The 21214-nt window shown below is 61.5% G+C and carries 8 protein-coding genes and 1 pseudogene; 3 read left to right on the top strand and 6 right to left on the bottom strand.

Annotated elements, in window-relative coordinates; translation table 11 throughout:
• Window positions 1–142: 142 nt before the first annotated feature.
• Window positions 143–1060 (top strand): SphA family protein, encoded by a 918-nt coding sequence (locus tag ACX17K_RS10850; RefSeq protein WP_493774795.1) that lies wholly within the window; start codon window positions 143–145, stop codon window positions 1058–1060.
• 158 nt (window positions 1061–1218) lie between these two features.
• Here the strand turns inward: ACX17K_RS10850 and ACX17K_RS10845 are convergent, their stop codons facing one another.
• The 6 genes and pseudogenes from ACX17K_RS10845 to ACX17K_RS10820 form a co-directional block, all read right to left on the bottom strand.
• Entirely contained in the window at window positions 1219–2808 is a 1590-nt protein-coding gene (locus ACX17K_RS10845; RefSeq protein ID WP_493774794.1) for a methyl-accepting chemotaxis protein, read from the bottom strand.
• A gap of 484 nt (window positions 2809–3292) precedes the next feature.
• Window positions 3293–3574 (bottom strand): hypothetical protein, encoded by a 282-nt coding sequence (locus tag ACX17K_RS10840; protein ID WP_493774793.1) that lies wholly within the window; start codon window positions 3572–3574, stop codon window positions 3293–3295.
• Window positions 3571–4191: pseudogene (locus tag ACX17K_RS10835) on the bottom strand (polymorphic toxin-type HINT domain-containing protein); the annotation flags it as partial. The pseudogene ACX17K_RS10835 and the gene ACX17K_RS10840, both read right to left, overlap by 4 nt.
• A 45-nt stretch (window positions 4192–4236) precedes the next feature.
• The gene (locus ACX17K_RS10830) at window positions 4237–4611 is read right to left on the bottom strand and encodes a hypothetical protein (protein WP_493774792.1); all 375 of its coding nucleotides are present in this window, start codon (window positions 4609–4611) and stop codon (window positions 4237–4239) included.
• The gene (locus ACX17K_RS10825; protein WP_493774791.1) at window positions 4598–16885 is read right to left on the bottom strand and encodes a two-partner secretion domain-containing protein; all 12288 of its coding nucleotides are present in this window, start codon (window positions 16883–16885) and stop codon (window positions 4598–4600) included. The genes ACX17K_RS10830 and ACX17K_RS10825 overlap by 14 nt, the downstream gene beginning before the upstream one ends.
• Window positions 16886–16921: 36 nt before the next feature.
• Entirely contained in the window at window positions 16922–18613 is a 1692-nt protein-coding gene (locus tag ACX17K_RS10820) for a ShlB/FhaC/HecB family hemolysin secretion/activation protein (protein WP_493774790.1), read from the bottom strand.
• Between the two features lie 517 nt (window positions 18614–19130).
• On the opposite strand from ACX17K_RS10820, the gene ACX17K_RS10815 reads away from it, so the two are divergent.
• Both ACX17K_RS10815 and ACX17K_RS10810 read left to right on the top strand, forming a co-directional pair.
• Window positions 19131–20531, top strand: coding sequence for an L-serine ammonia-lyase (locus tag ACX17K_RS10815; RefSeq protein WP_493774789.1), 1401 nt, complete (start codon window positions 19131–19133; stop codon window positions 20529–20531).
• 111 nt (window positions 20532–20642) lie between these two features.
• A complete protein-coding gene (locus ACX17K_RS10810) occupies window positions 20643–21170 on the top strand; it encodes a GNAT family N-acetyltransferase (protein ID WP_493774788.1) in 528 nt (175 codons plus the stop codon).
• The last annotated feature ends 44 nt before the right edge of the window (window positions 21171–21214 follow it).

Genomic DNA, 21214 nt, shown 5'->3' with positions numbered 1-21214 from the left:
CAATCGATGATCATGATCGTCGAGCAGGCGCCACTTCTTTGGAATACGCGGCCTATACTCAGTTTGCCTAACGCCAGGCCTGCATACAGTTTCCCAGCATGCCGCCAACCACAAAGCGAAACCGAACAGGGACACTTTCAGGATGAAACCATCAAAAATGATCGTGCAGACCGCATCTGTCGCCATCGCCTGCCTATTGCCGCATTTCAGCGCCAATGGGCAAGAACTGTGGGATCCTCATCTGCGCGGCGTCAATGAAGGCCTGGCCGCGGGCGTGCTGCCGCCGAAAGGCGTCTATGGCGTGCTGAACAACTACTGGACCTGGGTGGACAAATACGACCACAACGGCGACAAGACCGGCCTGCGGGTCAGAGCGCTGATCGAATTGCCGGAAGTGCTGTGGTCGACCGGACTCAAGGTGTTTGGCGCCGACTACGCCGTGGCCATCGCCCAGCCGATCGACTACACCACGCTTAGCGGCGATGGCCTGCCCCCCAATGGCCGCTGGGGCACCTTCAACACCATCCTGGTTCCAGGACAGCTGTCCTGGGCCTTGCCCAACAACCTTCACCTCAAGGCCAGCCTGGCGGTCTACCTGCCCACCGGCAGCTCATCGCCGCGCCGGCTGCCGAGCGGCACCTATCTCGGCGCCGCCAACGGTTTCTGGACGCTGCAGCCCGGTTTGGCGCTGAGCTGGCTGCACAATGGCTGGAACCTGAGCATGGACGCCACCTACGCCTACAATTTCCGCAACCCGGACACCCAGTACAAGTCCGGTCAACAGCTGGCCATCGACTACACCGTCGCCAAAACCATAGGCAAATGGACGATAGGCATGGGCGGCTACCAGGAAAACCAGCTGAGCGACGACTCCGGCAGCGGCGCCGCGGCCTGCGCGCAGACCGGCGGCTGCCGCGCCAGCAACTACGGCATCGGCCCGCTGCTTGGCTATCAGCTTGGCAAAGTGAAGCTGATGGCGATCTACAACCACGGCTTCCACACAACCAGCGATGTCGGCGGCGATTCCTTCAATCTGCGGCTGAGCTTCCCGTTCCAGTAGCGGACGGCCGGCCTTCTTCGCTGCCACAGGGCTGGAAGCACGCCAACCTTACCGGACCGACTACGCAAGAGCCGCTTGACGTCTGCGGCCCTATCCCGCCAACGACGCGATAAGCCGCGCGGCGAAGCCGCCACGCATGGCGGCCAGCCCCCGGCGCTTCACATGTGTTTTTCAAATTGGCTGACCAGCCGGCGCAAGTCGCTGGCGGTCATGTGCAATTTATGGGCGACTTGCAAGGTATTGGAAATGCTGAAGCCATTCTGCTCGGTCAGGCGGCTCATGGTTTCCATGTTCTGCGCGACCTCAGTAGAGGCCGACGACTGCTGCCGCAGCATATTGGCCACGTTGGCGGAAGACTCCGACACTTTCTCATTGGCGGTGCGTATCGCCTCCAGTCCTTGCGCCGCCACCTGTATCGTCGCTTCCGCCGTATGCACCTTGTCCACCGCCGCCTTGACATCCGCCAGCGCCTCCGACGAACGCTCGCGCAGGAAGGCTATCGATTGCTCGATTTCCAGCGTGTTGCCGGCGGTCCGCTCGGCCAGCTTGCGCACCTCATCCGCCACCACCGCGAATCCCCGCCCTTGCTCCCCCGCCCGCGCAGCTTCAATGGCGGCGTTGAGCGCCAGCAGATTGGTCTGATTGGCGATTTCCTTGATCACGCCGGTAACGGTATTGATCGATTCGACGGACTGCTCCAGCTTGATGATGGTATCGCGCGTGCCGGACACTTCGTTGACTACCGCTTGAGCGGCTTGCCGGGTTCCGCTCATTTGCGTTTCCCCCTGGGTGGCCAGTTCGGTGGCCTGGCCCGCGAATTCAGCGCCGGTGCGGGTTGCCTGGGAGATTTCGTTGACCGCCACCGACAACTGCTCCAGCGCGGCGGCCACCCGGACGATGCCTTCCTGGGTATGCTCGCCGCGAGAATTCAGCGACTCGGCTTCGGTATGGGTGGCGCTGGCCGCCTCGCTGATATCCTCCGCGCCCGCCACCACATCAGCCAGGATGGCGCGCAGATGGATGCGCAAGGTTTCCATTTCCTCAAGCACCGCGCGCGGCTCGCGCAGCCCCAGAGGAGAAATCGGGCTGCTGAAATTGCCTTCCGCCAGTCGCATCAGGGCCTTGCGGGCGGTTTCTATCGGATGCGCCTGCCAGCGGCCGACCAGATAACCGGCCAGCGGCGCCCAGACGGCAAGCAGCATGAGCAAGGTTAGCTGCCCGGCGCCGCCGGGCATCAGGGCGGCGGCCAGCGCCAGCGCCGCGGCTGGCAGCTGCGCGTACAGCATGGCCCAGCTCAGCGCCACGGGGGTGGCATGGCGCGTTTGCGGGAAAGCCTGCCGCCGCTCCCTGATGCGGGCATAGAGTTGTTCGGCCTCCGCCGTTTGCGCTTTGGATGGCGCGCTGCGCACCGACATATAGCCCACAGAGCGACCATTCTCGCAAATCGGGGTGACATAGGCCTCCACCCAGTAGAAATGCCCCTGCTTGCTGCGATTCTTGACCAACCCTTTCCACGGGCGGCCAGACTTGATGGTGTCCCAAAGATCGGCAAACGCCTCCTCGGGCATATCCGGGTGGCGCACGACATTGTGCGACTGGCCGATCAGCTCCTCTTCGCTGAAGCCGCTGATGTCGATGAAGGCGCGGTTGGCATAGGTGATCTGGCCTTTCAGATCTGTCTTGGTGACGATGGGACGATGGGGCAGCAAAAACAATTCAATGCTGTCCACGGGGAGATTTTTCTTCATGGGCGGCGCTTCCTGTCTCAGTTGTTGCTAAATGGGCGCGGCAGTCCGGAACGCATGCGCGTGAGAGCCTGGTTTTCAGAGGCCCGAGCTCATACCGAATGAGTACAATTGAGATCCATTTTCAATTACGAAAACTATTTGGCAGCCGAGCGTTTTCTACTTTTTCATAGAGAAACATATAGAACAGAAATAAAGCCCATATGCAGGAAAATCAGGCAGGAGATTGATGCAGGACGTAGCAAGAAATGATAAGGATTCTTACTTTTTGCAAACATGGAAGCTAGAGAAGCGCTGAAAAGACTAGATAAGGCAAACTTGTAGTCCTGTTATCAGGCTTGTTCATTGAAATAGAGCCATAGATTGGGCTGAATGAAATGAAGCCCAACGTTTACCGAGGACGAGCAGATTCCACACATGGAGATCATCGTACTTTTCTCGGTAAACGTTGGGCTTCGCAAGCTTAGCCCAACCTACGGCCCTAATTTCATTTCAACCCAAGAGCCCCAATCGCTTTCAGAACATTAGATAGTCTCTCCAAATCGACGAAAGTAATATTTCCCGATTCAACACTACGCAACAAACTATCCCAGTCATCCTTTATTGAACCAACCATATAACTCGGGTCAGATTCAAAATCCGTCCATTCATCATCAGATATAAATCGATAAAGATCCAACTCAATCGACACCTCTTCTTTAATTTCTTGCTGCAAAAAACCTACCATCGCCATCATGGCTGCAACAAGATCACTTTCTTTCAAGATCATGGAGTACCACCTTTCACTCTCTGAATAGCTTCATTAACCTTCTCCAGCCCAATTCTTTGTTTTTTCATTTGCTTTTCCAATGCACCAATTCGTCCCTCTATCATTTTTTGCCTTACCTCATGCGTTGCATTAGCCAGACGGCCATCATCAAACTTCATTGGATCCCTCTTAAATTCATCCAATTTTTCTTGATGTTCTTTGATTAGCTTCTCATATGACTGCTTTGACTTATTAAGACTATCAAGGGATCTATCCAAGTACGGATTGGCCCCCGCAACACTAGCGGCATCATTCTTTGGGCAGCAATTTTCATTATGCACCCCAACCCCAAACTCGCCCACATGATAGATCTGGAATTCTGCTACCTGAATGTTGAAGACTGTTTCTCGTACATCTTCTGGTTGCTGACTCACTACCGTCAGCAAACCATCCATCGTGCCCAACAAGGGCATACCAGGCTGAAGCAACGCCGCCTTCCTCCATCCCCAATCCTTGATCCAGAATGGGTGCTCAGCCGTCGTCCTCAACACCTCCAGCTTACCTGCCGCATCTTCCACCACGACCCTGAAAATGTCCTGATCCGCAGTGGCCTTATGAGCTACAACCGGGCGTAAACCATACTCTCCGGTCTAATCGTTACGCGACCAAACCGACTAGGAGGACTAGGGTAATTCACTCATAAACTCTACATCTGGATTTTCCAAACAGATTACCTCAACTACATCATTGGATGTTAAAACCAGATACTGCTTCGCATCACTTCTAATCCCATATGACTGATCTAAAAACCATTGAAGATAATCTGAATTCTCAACCTCATACAGCATCCCACCCAACTTACTTACAGAATCAATCTCTTCTAAAGTTTTCAAAACATCTCCCTCATCACTTTTTCTATAACTTAGATAAGAGTTGAAAGAGATTAAAACTCGCTCCTCCCGCCTACAAAGATGAAGCTGCAGAACTCCCCCTCTATCAACGAGCATATCCAACGAAAAAACCCCATCAATCAATCTCGAGCATTTAATCATGGCCATACCTCACCTTTTCTTTGCTTTTTCCTTGCTGAATCTCTAGCGTAGGTCGCCCGTCAGAGCTCTTCTCTCGAACAATCACAGTTCTACCATCCCCCAATGTACCTACCCTCATCCCATTTGGGAGGACTCGCACATTACTTGGTTGTAAATGATCAAAATCTTTATTAGCCTCATCAATCCCACCAGGCTTTTCCCACAAAGTTGACCTCCCTTTAGTCTTATCACCAGGCTCAGCTCCTTGTACCGGAGGATCTTTGTAAATATTTGGATCCAATGGCTTTGTTATACCAAAACCTTCCAAAACCCAATCAGCAAACTCCCCAGGCTTATTTTTCGCCTCAACCGCACCATCCCAAGTATCTTTAAGCCATTTATCAATCTTCTCTGCCGAGCTTGGCTTACCATCCAATTCAGTGTCTATTTTAGTGGTGTTTTTACCCGGCAGCCTCGCATTGAGAGCAGAACCGGCCTCCAAAACTTGGAATCCCTCGCCCAAGCCCAGAAGTAAAGAGTTGTGTTCCATCTCAGTCTTTGCAGCATTCACCGTCGCCGCGGCTGTCGAAGCGCCTCCCGTTCCCACCGCCGCACCGGTCACCAACGCATTGACCAAGTTCTCTCGGTCCGCCTTCTGCTCGGCATTCATGTCTTCTGGCTTGAGATGCTGCAGCACATTCAAGGCATTGTTCAGAGCCACAGCTGACGCTCCGCCAGCAGCTCCCGCTCCGCAGTTTTGTCCGCTTGCCGCAGCCCCAGCGCAGCCTACTGCCGCCTGCATCACCGTGCGCAAGGCTTCCGTTTGTCCTTCCGGCATGCCATGGTTGCTGAGGCCCTGCAAATAAGCTTTTACCTCCTGCGCGCCCATTCCCTGCAAGTATGCCAAGCCCGCATTCTGCGCCATGCCGGATAACCCATTGGCCAGATTGCCGGTGATGCCGGCCAGAATAGCTGTCGTCACTTGGCCATTTTTACTACCGGGAGCCCACTTGGCGGCATCGGCCTCGGTATCGATAGCAGCCTGCTGAAGCTTATGGTACTCGTCGCTATCCTTCGACATGCCGCGATCTTCTGCCTGTTTCAACTCCTCTTTCGCCGCCTTGGCTGCTTCCATCTTGTTGGAGATGAATGTCCCCACCTGCTGGTTCAGCGCGTTGGCGGCGTCGAACAGGCCCTGCACTTCGCTGGCGTTGAAGTTGTTGGCCAGCTTGCCGCTGCCGTCTCGACCGGTGCTGACATCGCGGTTGGCCGAGGACGCGGCATGAGTGGCCGTTTGGCCGGTTTGGGCCTGTTGTAGCGCATTGTCGGTGATGGTCAGGCTGCCGGCGCTGATGCCGGCGCGGGTGGTGCTGTTGTCGTGGTCGGAGGCCTGCATCGGCAAGCCTCCCCCTACGCCGTCGGTACCGACACTGATGCTGACGCTGCTGGCGGTGAAATCGGCATGGTTGTCGATGTCCTTCAGCACCAACGCGCCGGTTTGCAGGCTGTTCTTGCCGTCCCGCGCCGCCTTGTCGGTGCTGGCGATTGCCGCTCCGTTCAAGGCAGTGGTGCCCTTCACCGTCAACTGAAAGCCGCCGTCTCCGGCCTGGATGCCTGACTGGCGCTGCACGCTGGCATAGTCAGCGTCCATTTTTTGCTGGCTGAGGCTGACCGAGCCGCTGAAGCTGCCGTTATAAGTGCCTTCGGCGCTGATCGATTGATTCAGGCTGTGGTAGGTGTTGCTGTCCTGCAGGCTATCGATCTTGAGGTCGCCGGCGATATCGCCCATCACCTGCTGGCCGCTGGCGATACCCTGCAACGTGAAGTTGCCGCCGGACTGCAGGTTCAGCTTGCCGCCGGCATTCAGTTCGCTCAGCTGGTACTGGCTGCTGTTGCCATCCACGTGGCCGCGGCTGAGGCTGACATTGGCGGTGATGCCGCCTTTGGGCTTGTCTTTCTCGAAGCCGATCATGACACCCACCCCGCCACTGCTGGCGCTGCTGGTGGTGTGCTCGCTGCTGGCGCTCTTGGCCGCCAACAGGGTGATGTCGCCTTCGGCCTGCAGGGTGAGGTCTTTGCCGGCGATAAACTGCGCGCCCTTGGCGGTGATGGTGCTGTCCTTGCCCGCGCCATGCGCCAGATCCATCACATTGCCGCTGGCCTTGAGCAGGCTGCCGCTTTCGTTATGGCTGTCGCTAACGGTCGTGCTTTCGCTGCGGCTCCCGCCAATCATCAGGCTCAGTTTGATGCCGCCCTTGGTCTTCTGGCCGGCGTCGCTCATCGCTTGCTGGTAGGCGGTGTAGCTGTTGTAGCCGGCCAGCGCGGCGGTGGCGGTGGACAGCGCCTTGACGCGGTCGTCCTTGCTCTTGAGCGCGGTTTCGGTGGCGGACTCCATCGCCTGCAAGCCGTTGATCAGCGGGCTGGTGAGCTGCAGCGTCAGGCCGCTGGACTTGCTGACGGTCTTTTGCACGCTGTGCCAGGTGTCCACCGCCACGTCCAGGTTCTGCTTCTTGGCGTCCAGCAGCAGATTGCCGCCGGCGGTGACATCGCTGCCCTGCAAGGTGAGGGTGTCGCCGGTCTTGATGTTCAGGTTGCCGCCTATGCTGCCCACCAGGCTGCGGTTCTGGCTCTGAGTGGTGCCCGCGCCGTCCATCTGCTGCGTCAACTCCTTGCTGCCGATGGTGAAACCCAGGCCGCCGCCGGAGAACAGGCCGGAGGTCTCCTCTTTGTGGTACTGGAACAGGCGGCTGGTATCGGTGCCGGAAGTGATATTGAGGTTGCGGCCGGCGTCCAGCGTCACGTCGCCGCTGCCCGCCACCTGACTGGCGTGGATATTGATATCGCGCTGGCCTTTGAGGATCAGCGTGTCGGCCGATACCGTGCTGCCGGCTTCGTGCGTGCTGTCGTGGGCGACGATGTCGGTGGTGGTGCTGCTGCTGAACCAGCCGCTGGAGTGGTGCACGGTCTTGCTGTAGTCGCTGTGCCGCTCCTCGGCGCTGCCGAGCGTGACGTCGCGCCCGGCCACCAGCGCTTCTTGGCCGTTGCTGGTCAGGCTGGCGGCTTGGGTGGAGATGTCGCGCCCCGCCTGCAGGATCAATCCGCCTTCGCCATGCGCGGCGGTGCCGTGCTGGGTGAGGTCGTAGTTGTTGCGGATGGTCTCGCCCCAGGTATTGTCGTTGCGGCTTTCCGTCGCCACCGCTCCCAGCCGGATATCATTGCCTGCGGATAGGACCAACTTGCCGCCGCTGGCCAGGCTGGCGCCGTTCAGCAGCGCGTCGCCGCCGGCGCGCAGTTGCAAGTCGCCCTTGCCGGCCAGGCCGGCCACGGTCAGGCTGTCGGTTTGCCAATTGTGGCTGTTGCCCCAACTGTAGCCGATGTCGTGCTGGGTATTGACCTCGCTCTGCACGGTCAGCTGCTTGCCGGCCAGGGCCGTCAGGCCACCGCCGGTGGATTGCGCGGAGGAGCCGATCAGGCTCAGGTCGCCGCCGGCTTTCAACAATACATCGCCGCCGCCTTGCAGCAACGAGGCGTTATGGGTTTGGCTCAGCGTATCGTAGCCGCCACCCCACCAACTGCCCGCGCCGTGCTTGCTGTCCAGCGTGGACGCCATGGTCAGGCTACCGCCGGCGCTGGCCAGCACGCTGCCGCCTGCTTTGGCAGCGCTGCCGGACAGGGTCAGGTCGTTGCCGGCGGCAAGCGCCAGGCTGCCGCCGATATTGAGCTGGCTGCCGACGTGGTCCGCCTGCTGGTATTGATAGCTGCTGTAGCGGTTGCCGCCGCCCAGGTCGTAACGGGTTTCACGGCTGGCGATGTCCAGATCATGCCCTGCCTGCAGGCTGGCGTTGCCGGCCGCGTCGATGGTCGCCGCCTGCAGTTTCAGATCATTGCCCGCCTGCAGCTGCAAGTCGCCGCCGGCCTTGACGCTGCTGCCGGCCTGGCTGTGCTGGCTGTCGTCGGTAATGGTCAGGTTCTGCGCGGCGAGCAGGCCCAAGTCGCCGCCGGCCTGCACCTTGCCGCCTTCGATGCGGATATTGTTGGCCTGCGCCAGCAGCGTGGTGTCGGACTTCAGCGTGCCGGTGTTGACCAGATCGCCGCTGGCCAACAGGCTCATGCTGTTGCCGGCCAATACCGCGCCTTGTCCGCGCAGAGACTTTTGATCGGCATTGGCCAGATAGACCATGGGCACCAGCACGTCCTGGCCGCCCACATTCTGCTTCACCAGCCACACCATGTCGGACGTCAGCTTGGCCATTTGGTCGGCCGTCAGCGCCATGCCCGGCGTCAGCTGGAACTGCTTGGCGTACTGCGCGCCGTTGCTCATCAACTGCTGGTATTGCTGCATCGCGCTGCCGTAGCCGGACAGGAAGCGCTTGCCAGTCATGTCGGTGACGGCGCGGGTGACTAGCTGCTGTTCGTAGAAGCCGTCGCCCAGACGCTTCTCCACCTTGCTCGGGTCGTAATTCAGCTGCTTGAGCAGATAATCGGACGAGACGAAGTTGTTGTACTGGGTGAACTGCGGATTGGTTTCCACCAGATACGGCTGCTGCGGCGCCGGCTTGGCGTGGAACAGGCCGTTATCCGGCACGGCGTAGCCCTTCTCCACCGGGTTGCCGGCCTTGGCGCCGCCGGCGGATAAGGTCACCTGCTGGTTGGCCGGCGCCGGCGGATAGGCCTTGGCCAACTGACCGCCCGCGGCGGCATCGACCGTACCGTTCTTCAAGCGCTGGCCATCCGCGCCGGACAGCGCGCCACTCAACTGCGCGCCCTCCGCCTGGCCCACCGCGCCCTGCAAGGTCTTGCCCACCTCGCCCTGCGTCGCCGTCCCACCCAAAGCTTGTCCCGCCACGCTGGATAGAGCGCCGTTCAGTTGCGCGCCTTGCGCCTGACCGACACTGCCCTGCAAGGCCAGGCCCGTCACCGCGGACTGCTGGCCGGCGCCGTTGACCGCCTGCCCTTGGGTCTGACTTACCGCCGACTGGTTATTGACGACATTGCTGGCCACCGTGGACACATTCACCCGTACCGCGTCCTTGCCATTGACGATGGCGGGGGCTTGCAGGCTTAAACTTTTACCTGCGCTAACTGTAGCATCCAAGCTTCCAATTTGAATAGGCGACAGGTTTTGAACTGAGTAATTATCAGACCCATTCTTAGGGTCATCATAATGATTTCTGGTCTCAACCACAGTTGAACTATATAAATTCTGTCCAACATTATTAATCGCCAACCCAGAACTAAGATTTAGCCGCTGACCAACTGATACATTACTATACTTATTTAAAAAATCACTCGAAATTACATTTAAATCACCTCCCACCAGCATTTTCGCTGATGTAGCTGATGTGCTAGCAATATCGGCAACCGTCTTGCTTGTGATATAGGTTGTCCCAACGGTACGCCATATATTTTGATACAACCCTCCACACCCATAAGTTGCAGGATGCTCACACCAATAATCAAAGAATTTTTGCAATGGCTTAGTCTCAACAGTTTGACTTGCCACTTGCTGAACACTTACCTGATTCGACTCATTACTCACCCTCCCCGCCTCAATAAACATATTCCCATCCGACTGCAAAGTCGCGATGTGATTCACCACCTGCCCCACCGCCGCGCCAGCTTGGCCGATCCGCATATCGCCCTGGCTGTATAACCAGGCGCCATCATGGTTATTCAAAGTGCCGCCGATATTCAGCGCCATGCCCCCGGCCGAGGCCAGCAGCGCCTTGCCGCCGCTGTTATCCAGGCTGCCTGCCTGGATGGAAATGTCGCCAGCAGTGATGGAGGCGGCATTGCTGAGGCTGGCGGCATGAATGTCCAGCGCGCCCGCGCCCAGGCTGCCGGCATTGACCAGGCTCTGGCTGAGCTGGGTGCTCAGCGTGCCGCCGATGTTGACGCTGCCGTTGTTGGTCCAGTTGACGCCCGTCAGGCTGAGGTTGCCGCTGCTTTGCAGCTGGCCGTTGTTGACCAGGTTGCCGCTGGCGCTGACGCTGAGGTTGCGGTTGGCTTGCAGCTGGGTGCCGGCGGCGTTGACGAAGTCGCCCTGCAGCTTCAGCGACAGGTCTTGTCCGGCCAGCAGACTGCCGGCGTTGGCCAGCGACACGGTGTCGATGGCGAGGTTGCGCTGGCCGTAAATGCTGCCGCCGCCGTTGTCCAGACCCTGCGCTTTCAGCTGCCAGTTGCCGTTGCCGGCGATCTGGCCGCCGTTAGCCAGTTGGCCGGTCACGGTCAGCCGGCTGTCGCCAACGCCCAGCGCCAGCACCTTGCCGCCGGCGTTGCGCAGGCTGCCGCTGTCCAATTGCAGCGTCTGGCCGGCTTGCAGCAGGCCGCCGCTGTTGTCCAGGCTGCCGGCGTTCAGCGTCAGCGAGCCGTTGCTGCCCAGCGTGCCCTGCTGATTGTTCAACGAGCTGCCGCGCAGGGTCAGGTCGCCCTGGCTGCTCAGCACGCCCTGGTTGTTGTTGAGGTCGCCTGCGGTCACTTGCAGTTGGCCGCCGGAGGTGATCTTGCCCTGCTTGCTGTTGTCGATCTGGCCGCTGATGGCCAGCGTAGCCTGCCCCTCTCCAGCCTGGCCGATCTGGCCATGCTGGTTTCCCAGGCTGGCGGCACTGAGTTTCAGCTGGCCCGCCTGCAACGTGCCGCCGCCGTTTTGCGCGTCCTGCTTCAGTTGGACATCCAGCTTGGCGGCGCTTTGCAGCACGCTGCCGCTGTTGTCCAGCTGATTGGCGGTCAGCGTCAGATTGCCGTTGGCGGCCAGCGTGCCCGCGGTAGAGTTGTCCAGCTTGCCATCCAGCTGGATCCGGCTGTCGCCGACGCCCAGCGTCTTGATGCCGCCGCCGCGGTTGTCCAGGCTGGCGGCATTCAGTTGCAGGCTGTCGCCCTGCACTGTGCCCTTCTGGTTGTCCAACGCGCCCTGCAAGGTCAACGCCAGCGTCTGGCCGCTGGCCAGCGTGCCGCCCTGATTGTTCAGGTCTTGCCGCACGGTCAGTGCCTGCGCGCCCTGGCTGCCCAGCGTGCCCTGGCGGTTGTCGAGCTGGCCGGCATCCAGCGTCAAGCCACCGTTGCTCAACAACTGGCCCTGCTGGTTGTGGAAGGCCTGGCCGATCTTCAGCTTGGCCTCGCCGGCGCCAATCTGGCGGATGTCCCCGGACTGGTTGCTGAGGGTGTCGGTCTTCAAGTTCAGACCTTGGGCGGCGATGTGGCCGCCATCGTTGGTGAGCGTGCTTTGCTTGCTCAGCTCCAGGTGGCTGGCCGCTTGCAAGGTGCCCTTGGCGTTGTCAATGCTGGCTGCGTTGACAGTCAGGTCGGCGTTGCCGGCCAGCTTGCCTTGGTTATGCAACTCGCCACTGACATCAACAGTGCTCGCCTCGTCTTTGCCCAACGCCAGGATCTGGCCCTTGTCAGCGTTGGTCAGGCTGTTAGCCGTGAGCTGCAGGTCCTTGCCGGACTGGATGGTGCCGGCGGCGTTTTCCAACGCGCCGGCGTTGAGCTTGACCTGGCCGTCGCTGCCGACCACGCCGTCGTTGTGCAACAGAGTGCTGGCGGTAAGATCAACGCCCTGGCCGCCAATCAAGCTGCCATTGCTGTTGTCGAGGGTCTTCAGTTGGCTGGTGAGTTGCTGCTGGGCGTAGATTTCGCCGGCCTGGTTGCTTAGCGAGTCGGCGTTCAGCTTCAAGCGTTGGCCGACGATATGGCCGCCATCGTTGGTCAGGCTGGTTTGCTTCGTCAGACTCAAACCTGCAGCCGCTTGCAGCGTACCCTTGCTGTTATCGATGCTGGCTGCGTTGACAGTCAGGTCGGCGTTGCCGGCCAGCTTGCCCTGATTGTGCAGCTCGCCGCTGACATCCACCTTGCTCGCCGCGTCTTTGCCTAGGGCCAGGATCTGACCCTTGTCGGCATTGGTAAGGCTGTTAGCCGTGAGCTGCAAGTCTTTGCCGGACTGAATGGTGCCGGCGGCGTTCTCCAACGCGCCGGCGTTGAGCTTGACCTGGCCATCGCTGCCGACAACGCCGTCGTTATGCAACAGAGTGCTGGCGGTGAGGTCTACACCTTGGCCACCGATCAGGCTGCCCTTGGTATTGTCGAGGGTCTTCAGTTGGCTCGTCAGCTGTTGCTGGGCATAGATCTCACCCGCCTGGTTGCTCAGGCTATCGGCATTCAGTTTCAAGCTCTGGCCAGCGATATGGCCGCCATCGTTGGTCAAGCTGCTTTGCTTGCTCAGCTCCAGATGGCTAGCCGCCTGCAAGGTGCCCTTGGCGTTGTCTATCGTCGCCGCGTTGACGGTCAGATCAGCGTTGCCGGCCAGCTTGCCCTGGTTGTGCAGCTCGCCGCTGACATCCACCCGGCTCGCCGCATCCTTGCCCAGCGCCAGGATCTGGCCTTTGTCGGCGTTGGTCAGGGAGGCGGCAGTCAGTAGCAGGTCCTTGCCGGACTGGATGGTGCCGGACGCATTCTCCAGCGTACCGGCGCTCAGCTTCACTTGGCCGTCGCTGCCGATCACGCCGTCGTTATGCAGTAGGCTACTGACGGTAAGATCGACGCTCTGGCCACCGATCAGGCTGCCCTGGCTGTTGTCTAGGGTCTTCAGTTGGCTGCTCAGTTGGCCTTGGGCATATAGTTCACCACCCTTATTGCTGAACGAGTCGGCATTCAGTTTCAGGCTCTGGGCAGCGATATGGCCGTCATCGTTGATTAAGCTGGATTGTTTCGACAGGTCGAGATGGCTGGCCGCTTGCAGCGTGCCCTTGGCATTGTCTATCGTCGCCGCGTTGACGGTCAGGTCGGCATTGCCGGCCAGCTTGCCCTGGTTATGCAGTTCGCCGCTGACATCGATGGTGCTGGCAGCGTCCTTGCCTAGCGCCAGAATCTGGCCTTTGTCAGCATTGGTCAGCGACGATGCGATCAGTTGCAAATCCTTGCCGGATTGGATGATGCCGGCGGCGTTCTCCAGCTTGCCGGCAGTCAGCTTCACTTGGCTATCGCTACCCACCACGCCGTCGTTGTGCAGCAAGGTACTGACGGTGAGATCGACGCCCTGGCCGCCGATCAGGCTGCCTTGGCTATTGTTCAGCGTCTTCAGTTGGCTGCTGAGTTGCTGCTGGGCGTAGATCTCACCGGCCTGGTTGCTGAGGGTGTCGGTGTTCAGCTTCAAACTCTGGCTAGCGATATGGCCGCCGTCGTTAGTCAGACTGCTTTGTTTGGACAGTTCCAGATGGCTGGCCGCCTGCAGCGTGCCCTTGGCGTTGTCTATCGTCGTCGCGTTGACGGTCAGATCAGCGTTGCCGGCTACCTTGCCCTGGTTGTGCAGTTCGCCGCTGACATCCACCGTGCTCGCCACATCCTTGCCCAACGCCAGAATCTGGCCCTTATCGGCGTTGGTCAGACTCGACGCGCTAAGCTGCAAGTCCTTGCCGGACTGAATGGTGCCGGCGGCGTTCTCCAGCTTGCCAGCCGTCAGTTTGACCTGGCCATCACTGCCCACCACGCCGTCGTTATGCAACAGGGTGCTGGCGGTGAGATCGACGCCCTGGCCGCCAATGACACTGCCCTTGGTATTGTCGAGGGCCTTCAGTTGGCTCATCAGCTGCTGCTGGGCATAGATCTCGCCGGCCTGGTTGCTCAGCGAGTCGGCATTCAGTTTCAGGCTCTGGCCAGCGATATGGCCACCGTCATTGGTCAGGCTGGTTTGCTTGCTCAGCTCCAGATGACTGGCGGCTTGCAGCGTGCCCTTGGCGTTGTCTATCGTCGCCGCGTTGACGGTCAGGTCGGCGTTGCCGGCCAGTTTGCCTTGGTTGCTCAACTCGCCGCTGACGTCGACCTGGCTGGTAATGTTCTTGCCCAACGCCAGGATCTGGCCCTTGTCGGCGTTGGTCAGAGACGCGGCAGTCAATTGCAAATCCTTGCCAGACTGGATGGTGCCGGCGGCGTTCTCCAATTTGCCAGTCGTGAGTTTGACCTGGCCGTCGCTGCCCAGTACGCCGTCGTTGTGCAATAGGGTGTTGACAGTGAGGTCGACGCCCTGGCCGCCAATGACACTGCCCTTGGTATTGTCGAGGGTCTTCAATTGGCTCGTCAGCTGCTGCTGGGCGTAGATCTCGCCAGCCTGGTTGCTAAGCGAGTCGGCCTTCAGCGTCAAGCTCTGGCCGGCGATATGGCCGCCATCATTGATCAAGCTGGATTGTTTCGACAGTTCCAGATGGCTGGCGGCTTGCAAGGTGCCCTTGGCGTTGTCTATCGTCGCCGCGTTGACGGTCAGGTCGGCGTTGCCGGCCAGTTTGCCCTGGTTGCGCAGCTCGCCCTCTACATCGACGGCACTGGCCGCGTCCTTGCCCAACGCCAGAATCTGGCCCTTGTAGGCGTTGGTCAGGCTCGATGCGCTCAACTGTAGATCTTTGCCGGACTGGATCAAGCCGCCGCCGTTGTCGAGCGCGCCGGCGCTCAGATCTAGCTTGCCGTCGCTGCCCAGCACGCCGCCGTCGTTATTCAGTTGCTGGCGCGCGTCGACGGATGCCGACTGGACGCCGGCCAGCCGCCCCTGGCGGTTGTCCAGTTGCGCCGCCTGCGCATCCAACCGGCCGTCGCTGGCGATGCGGCCTTGTTCGCGGTTGTCGAGCGCGTCGGCGCTCAGGCGCAACGCGCCGGCGCCGGCATGGCTGATCTGCCCGCCGCGGTTGTCTAGATTGCCGCTTTGCAGCTTCAGGTCGTGGCCGGCGCTGGCGAGCAGGCCCTGGCGGTTGTCGGTCTGGCCGCTGATGCGCCAGGCCGAGTCAGCTTGCCCGGTCTGCACGATCTTGCCCTGGCGGTTGTCCAGCGCGCCCAGCTGCAGGTCCACCTGGGCGGCTGCGAGCTGGCCGCTACGGTTGTCGAACTGACCATCGATGGTGAGTTTGGCAGCGCCGGCGGCGCTCAGCCGGGCCTGTTGCGCGTTCACGTCGCCAGTGGCGCGGATGTCCAACGCGCCGTGGCTGGCGCTGACGACGGCGCCGGACAGATCGGCAGCGCCGGCTTGCAGGCTGACATCGCCGCCGGCCAGCAGCTGGCCGCTGTGCTGCAGCATGCCGGCGCTGGTCACCGCCAGCCGGCCGTGGTCGGTCAGCTTGCCGTCGGCCTGGGCCCCGGCTGCCAGCGCGCCGTCACCCTGCATCGAGCCGGCGTTCAACGTCAGGTCGCCGCCGGCGCTGAGCGTCTGATGCAGCGTGGTCTGGCCGGCGATATCGGCCTGGAGATTGCCTTCGGCGCGGGTGACGCCGTCGTGCCGCAATTGGCCGTCGGCGCGCAGGATCAGGTTCTGCTGGCTGTGAGTCTGGCCGCGCAGGATCAGGTCGCCGGCGCTGGTCAGCTGCAGATCTCCGGCCTGGGCCGCCATGGTGCCCAGCTGGTTGACGCCGACGCCCTTCTCGGTGCCCACCAGCTTGATGGCGTTGGCGTACATGCCCCCCAGCTGCGCCACATCCAGCGCGAAGGCCGGGGCGTCCGCCGCGCTGCCGGCCAGCGGCTGGGCCGCCAGCGTGGCGGCGTCCACCTGGTTGCGGCCCAGCACCAGATCCAGCTTCTGCGCGTATAGGTTGGCGTTGATCGACACCGCCCGGCTGATGATGGCGAAGCTATCCACGTTGGCCGCGTTGAGGCCGGCGCCGTCGATGCTGACGCGGCCGCCGGCCACCTGGTAGCCGGTCAGCGCGCCCTGCGCGTTCAACTGCGGCACGCCAGTGGTCAGCGTGATTTGCGGGGTATTGATGAAGCCGCAGCCGCTGCAGCTGATGCCCCAGGGGTTGGCGATCACCACCTGCGCGCGCTGGCCGGCCACTTCCAGGTAGCCGCGCAGCTGCGACGGGTTCGGTTGCGTCACTTCATTGAGAATGATGCGGGCGCTGCCATTCTTCAGATTGGCGTTGCCGCTGATGTAGCCGGCCAATTGCGTGTTGACGATGGTGGCGCTGTTGTTGAGCAGCGCGCCGCCCGGGCCGACATTGAATTGCTGGTACTGGTTATGTGACACCCCAGCGGCGGTGGGCGCGGCGATCTGCACCACCGGCAGGCCGTTGGCCGACTGGATCACGCCCGGCTGCTTGTCGGCCACGGCATGCGGATCGGCGACGATATCGGCCGCCAAGGCGCTGCTGCCCAACCCCAGGCCGATCAGCAGCACGCTCAGCCGCAGCGAAAACGCCCGGCACGCCGCCTCCAGCGTGGCGGCGATGCCTTCCGCGCCGTTGCCCTTGCCCTGTCCGCTGGCGTCTTCCTGCACCACCATCAGTTGGCCGCGGGATTGGTTGAAGATGATCCGATAAAGGTGTTTGTTCATGATGTCAGCTCAACAAGACGGGTCGGGGCAGCGGGTTCACCACTGCGCAGTGATCGAGAAATGGGTGATGGCGGGACGATCCCAGCCCTGCGGCTGGTGCAGCGCGCGTTCGTGGGTGAGTTCGGCGGACAGACGGCCGCTCAGGCTCATGCGCAGGCCGGCGGCCCAGCCAGACAGGCTGCGGTCCGGACCGATGTCATAGGCCGGGCGGGCGATCTGGCCGGCGTCCAGCCCCAGATAGGGCTCCAGCACCAGCGGACCTGCCGGCGGCAGCGGCCAGCTCAGCTCGTTGCGCAGGTAATAGCCGCTCTGCCCCACCAGCGTGCTGGTATTGAAGCCGCGCACGCTGCCGCGGCCGCCGATGGCGAACTGCTCGCTGGACATAAGCAGGTCCGGGCTGTACTGGCCGCGCAACTCGCTGCTCCAGCGCAGCGTCTGCGACGCAATGCGCAGCGGCAGCTGCAGCGCCAGCCGGCCCTGGTACAGCTCGTAGCGGGCCGTCGGGCCGCCCTGCGCCGCCAGCGCATCCGGCTGCGCGCCCCAGGCGCCGATGCCGCGCTGATAGCCGAAGGACGCGTCCAGCACCGCCTCGCCCAGGTACTGGCGATGGCTAAGCTCCAGCCCGGCGATGGTCAGATCGCGCCGCTGCTGCGCCACCTCGGCGTCCTCGACGAAGCTGCGCGACGCCTTGCGCGTCAGGCTCAACTTCAACTCGGTCTTGCCGCTCTGATTGCGCCGCAATAGCCGCGACAACGACAGCAGCGTGTTGCGGCTATGGCCACTGGAGGTGAAACTCTGGTTCACCCCCTGCACCGTCTGGTGGTAGGCGAAACCGCTGTAGCTGACGAAGCCGGTCCAGTTGCCCAGCGGCAGCAGCCAGGATAGCGACGCCGACTGGCTCAGCGGATGCGCCAGATGCTCGGCGTCCTGGCTCCAGGACAGCGACAGCGCGTCGTTGAGGCCGGTAGCGCCGCCCAGCGTCAGACTGCCGGTGCTTTGCAGCCGGCCGGTGGCATCCTGGCCGGAGTCGTCCAGCGACAGCAGGCCGGACAGCAAGCGGCCGCCGCTTCTATCCACCACCACGTCGCTCTCGCCCGGCGCGTCGGCCGGCGTCAGTTCCATCGTCGCCTGCTGGCCCGGCACCCGGCCCAGCTGCTCCAGACCCTGCTCCAGGTCGCGCACGTTGAGGAGTTCGCCCGGCCCGGTCGGAAAAGCGCTGCGCAGGCCGATGTCTCCGCCCCCCGCCTTCAGCCGGATCGCGTGGATGCGGCCCGGCACCACCGCCAGCCGCAGTTGGCCGCCGCGCAGGTTCTGTTCCGGCAGATACACCCGGCTGGTGACAAAGCCGCGCGCCACCATTTCGTTGGTCAGCGCCGCCGCCAGGCTGTTGATCCGCGCCAGATCGACACAGCCGGCCAAGCCCGCGTCAGCCAGCGGCTGCAACCAGGCCAGCCAGCCTGCCGGCGCGCCCTCCAGCGCCACCCGCGTCAGAGCAAAGCAGCGTTGGGCATCAGGAGCGGGAACAATCGTCTGCGGTGATGCAGCCGGCAACGGGGAGAACACATCCGGGCGCTGCTGCAGTTCCTGGCGGCGCTGTTCCAGCTGTTGCTGCTGGTGGCGGAGTTGTTGGTCGTTCTGTTGCAGCACCGCGTCCGGCACGGTGGCGGCGCAAACCCATGCGGGAAAGAGCAAGCCGCCCAGGCGGGCGGCTTTGGAGGCAAAGTTCATCGCGGGAATAATTTAGAGTAAATGTTTAAATTTGTTTAAAATTTCACCTTAAATGTTAACAATTTGTTTACACAATCGAATTACGTAAAAACACGTAATCAATCTGCAGTGGATTGATAATCCCTAGATTTAGCAATTCAAAAATTATAAATTTCAAAAAATGAAAAAATGTGGAATTTTAATTTCAAAAATGACATTCAAATTCAATAGGCAAAAATACGACAACCATTCTGACTGCAGTTCCACGACGCTCTTCGCGCCACACCCATAGCCCCCTCGCATTCCCTAAAAAAACAACGACATATTCCAAATAAGACCATATTCTCGACAGGGTGGTGCGGGATTGCGCTCTGCGGTAATCTGCCGACGAGCCAGCCGGACCGCTCGCCTGCGGCGCGATCATCCGCCGCCCGCGCACCTTCGCCCGGCAACCATTACAATACAAACTAAGAGACGCCTCGCGGCGCCCGACAACAACCTGGCCCGAGCCGGGAATTTCCCTTAGAGAAGCATTACCATGGCAATCAGTGTTTTCGACCTGTTCAAAATCGGCATCGGCCCATCCAGCTCCCACACCGTGGGCCCGATGCGCGCCGCCCGCCAATTCATCAGCCGCCTGGAAAAGGACGGCCAGCTGGACGCCACCGTCCGCGTCAGCGCCGAGATGTTCGGCTCGCTGGGCGCCACCGGCAAGGGCCACGGCACCGATGTGGCCGTGCTGCTGGGCCTGCAGGGCGAACAGCCTGACCTGATCGACACTGATGCCGTGGACGGCATGCTGGCCGCCATCCGCGAACAGCGCAAACTGAAGCTGCTGGGCAAGCGCGAGATCGATTTCGTCGAAGGCGAGCACCTGATCCTGCACAAGAAGAAAACCCTGCCCTACCACCCCAACGGCATGATCTTCGAAGCCTTCGACGCGGCCGGCGAAAGCCTGTCCAAGCGCGCCTACTACTCGGTGGGCGGCGGCTTCGTGGTGGATGAGGCGGCGATCGACGCCGGCTTCGTCCCGCCGGGCGTCACCGAGCTGAAGCACCCGTTCAAGAGCGCGGCCGAGCTCTTGGCGCTATGCCAGCGCCACGGCAAGAGCATCAGCCAGATCATGCTGGAGAACGAGCTGTCCTGGCGCAGCGAGGAAGAAGTGCGCGCCGGCCTGCTCAACATCTGGAGCGTGATGCAAGCCTGCGTGAAGCGCGGCTGCGAGCGCGAAGGCATCCTACCGGGCGGCATGAAGGTAAAGCGCCGCGCCGCCGACATGCACCGCAAGCTGCTGGCCTCGCCGGAAGCCGCGATGCGCGACCCGCTGACAGTGATGGACTGGGTCAACCTGTACGCGCTGGCCGTCAACGAAGAAAACGCCGCCGGCGGCCGCGTGGTCACCGCCCCCACCAATGGCGCGGCCGGCATCATCCCGGCGGTAATGCACTACTACTCCCGCTTCGTGCCGGGCGCCAGCGACGACGGCATCGTCCGCTTCCTGCTGACCGCCGGCGCCATCGGCATCCTGTTCAAGCTCAACGCGTCCATCTCCGGCGCCGAAGTCGGCTGCCAGGGCGAAGTGGGTTCTGCTTGCTCGATGGCCGCCGGCGCGCTGTGCGAAGTGATGGGCGGCACGCCGGAACAAGTTGAAAACGCCGCCGAGATCGGCATGGAGCACAATCTGGGCCTGACCTGCGATCCGGTGGGCGGCCTGGTTCAGGTGCCCTGCATCGAACGCAACGCGATGGCTTCGGTGAAGGCCATCAACGCGGTGCGGATGGCGCTGCGCGGCGACGGCCAGCACTTCGTGTCGCTGGACCGCGTGATCAAGACCATGCGCGACACCGGCATGGACATGAGCACCAAGTACAAGGAAACCGCGCGCGGCGGCCTGGCGATCAACGTAATCGAAGTGCCGGTCAACATCGTCGAGTGCTGACCCCTGCTCCAACCCGAAAAGCCGCGGCAAAAACCGCGGCTTTTTTTATTGGCTAAGCCCCTGCCCGCTGGCACACTGTAACCTGTCCCACCCACACCAGAGCTTCATTCCGTGCACTCACTAGACATAGAAACGCCGCGCCTGCTGCTGCGCCCGCTGCAGGAAAGCGACGCCCCCTTCATCCTGGAGCTGGTCAACGAACCTGCCTTTCTCGCCAATATCGGCGACAAGGATGTGCATGATCTGGCCGACGCGCGCAACTACATCGAGAAAGGCCCGCAGTCCAGCTACCGCCAGCATGGCCACGGCCTGCTGGTGGTGGCGCTGCGCGACGGCGGCGAGCCGATTGGCATCTGCGGCCTGGTCAAACGCGACAGCCTGCCCCACCCCGACATCGGCTACGCCTTCCTGGCGCGCCACTGGGGCCGCGGCTACGCCAGCGAAGCGGGCGCCGCCTGCCTGGAGCACGGACGCGCACGACTGGATATCCACTACGTGGTGGGCATCACCGCGCCGCATAATCAGGGCTCGATCCGGGTATTGGAGAAACTGGGCCTGGTCTACGACCGCACGCTGGACTTGCCCGGCATCGACGGCCCCAGCCTCTATTTCGTGCCCGCCGGCGAGCAGGAAAAATAAAAGGCGCTTCCCCCGAAGCGCCCGACATCCAACCACGCCGGCGG

The sequence above is a fragment of the Chromobacterium sp. INPA-IVC genome, from assembly GCF_059047085.1.
Note: the sequence above shows the minus strand (reverse complement) of the source record. Positions and strands in the feature narration are given on the sequence as shown.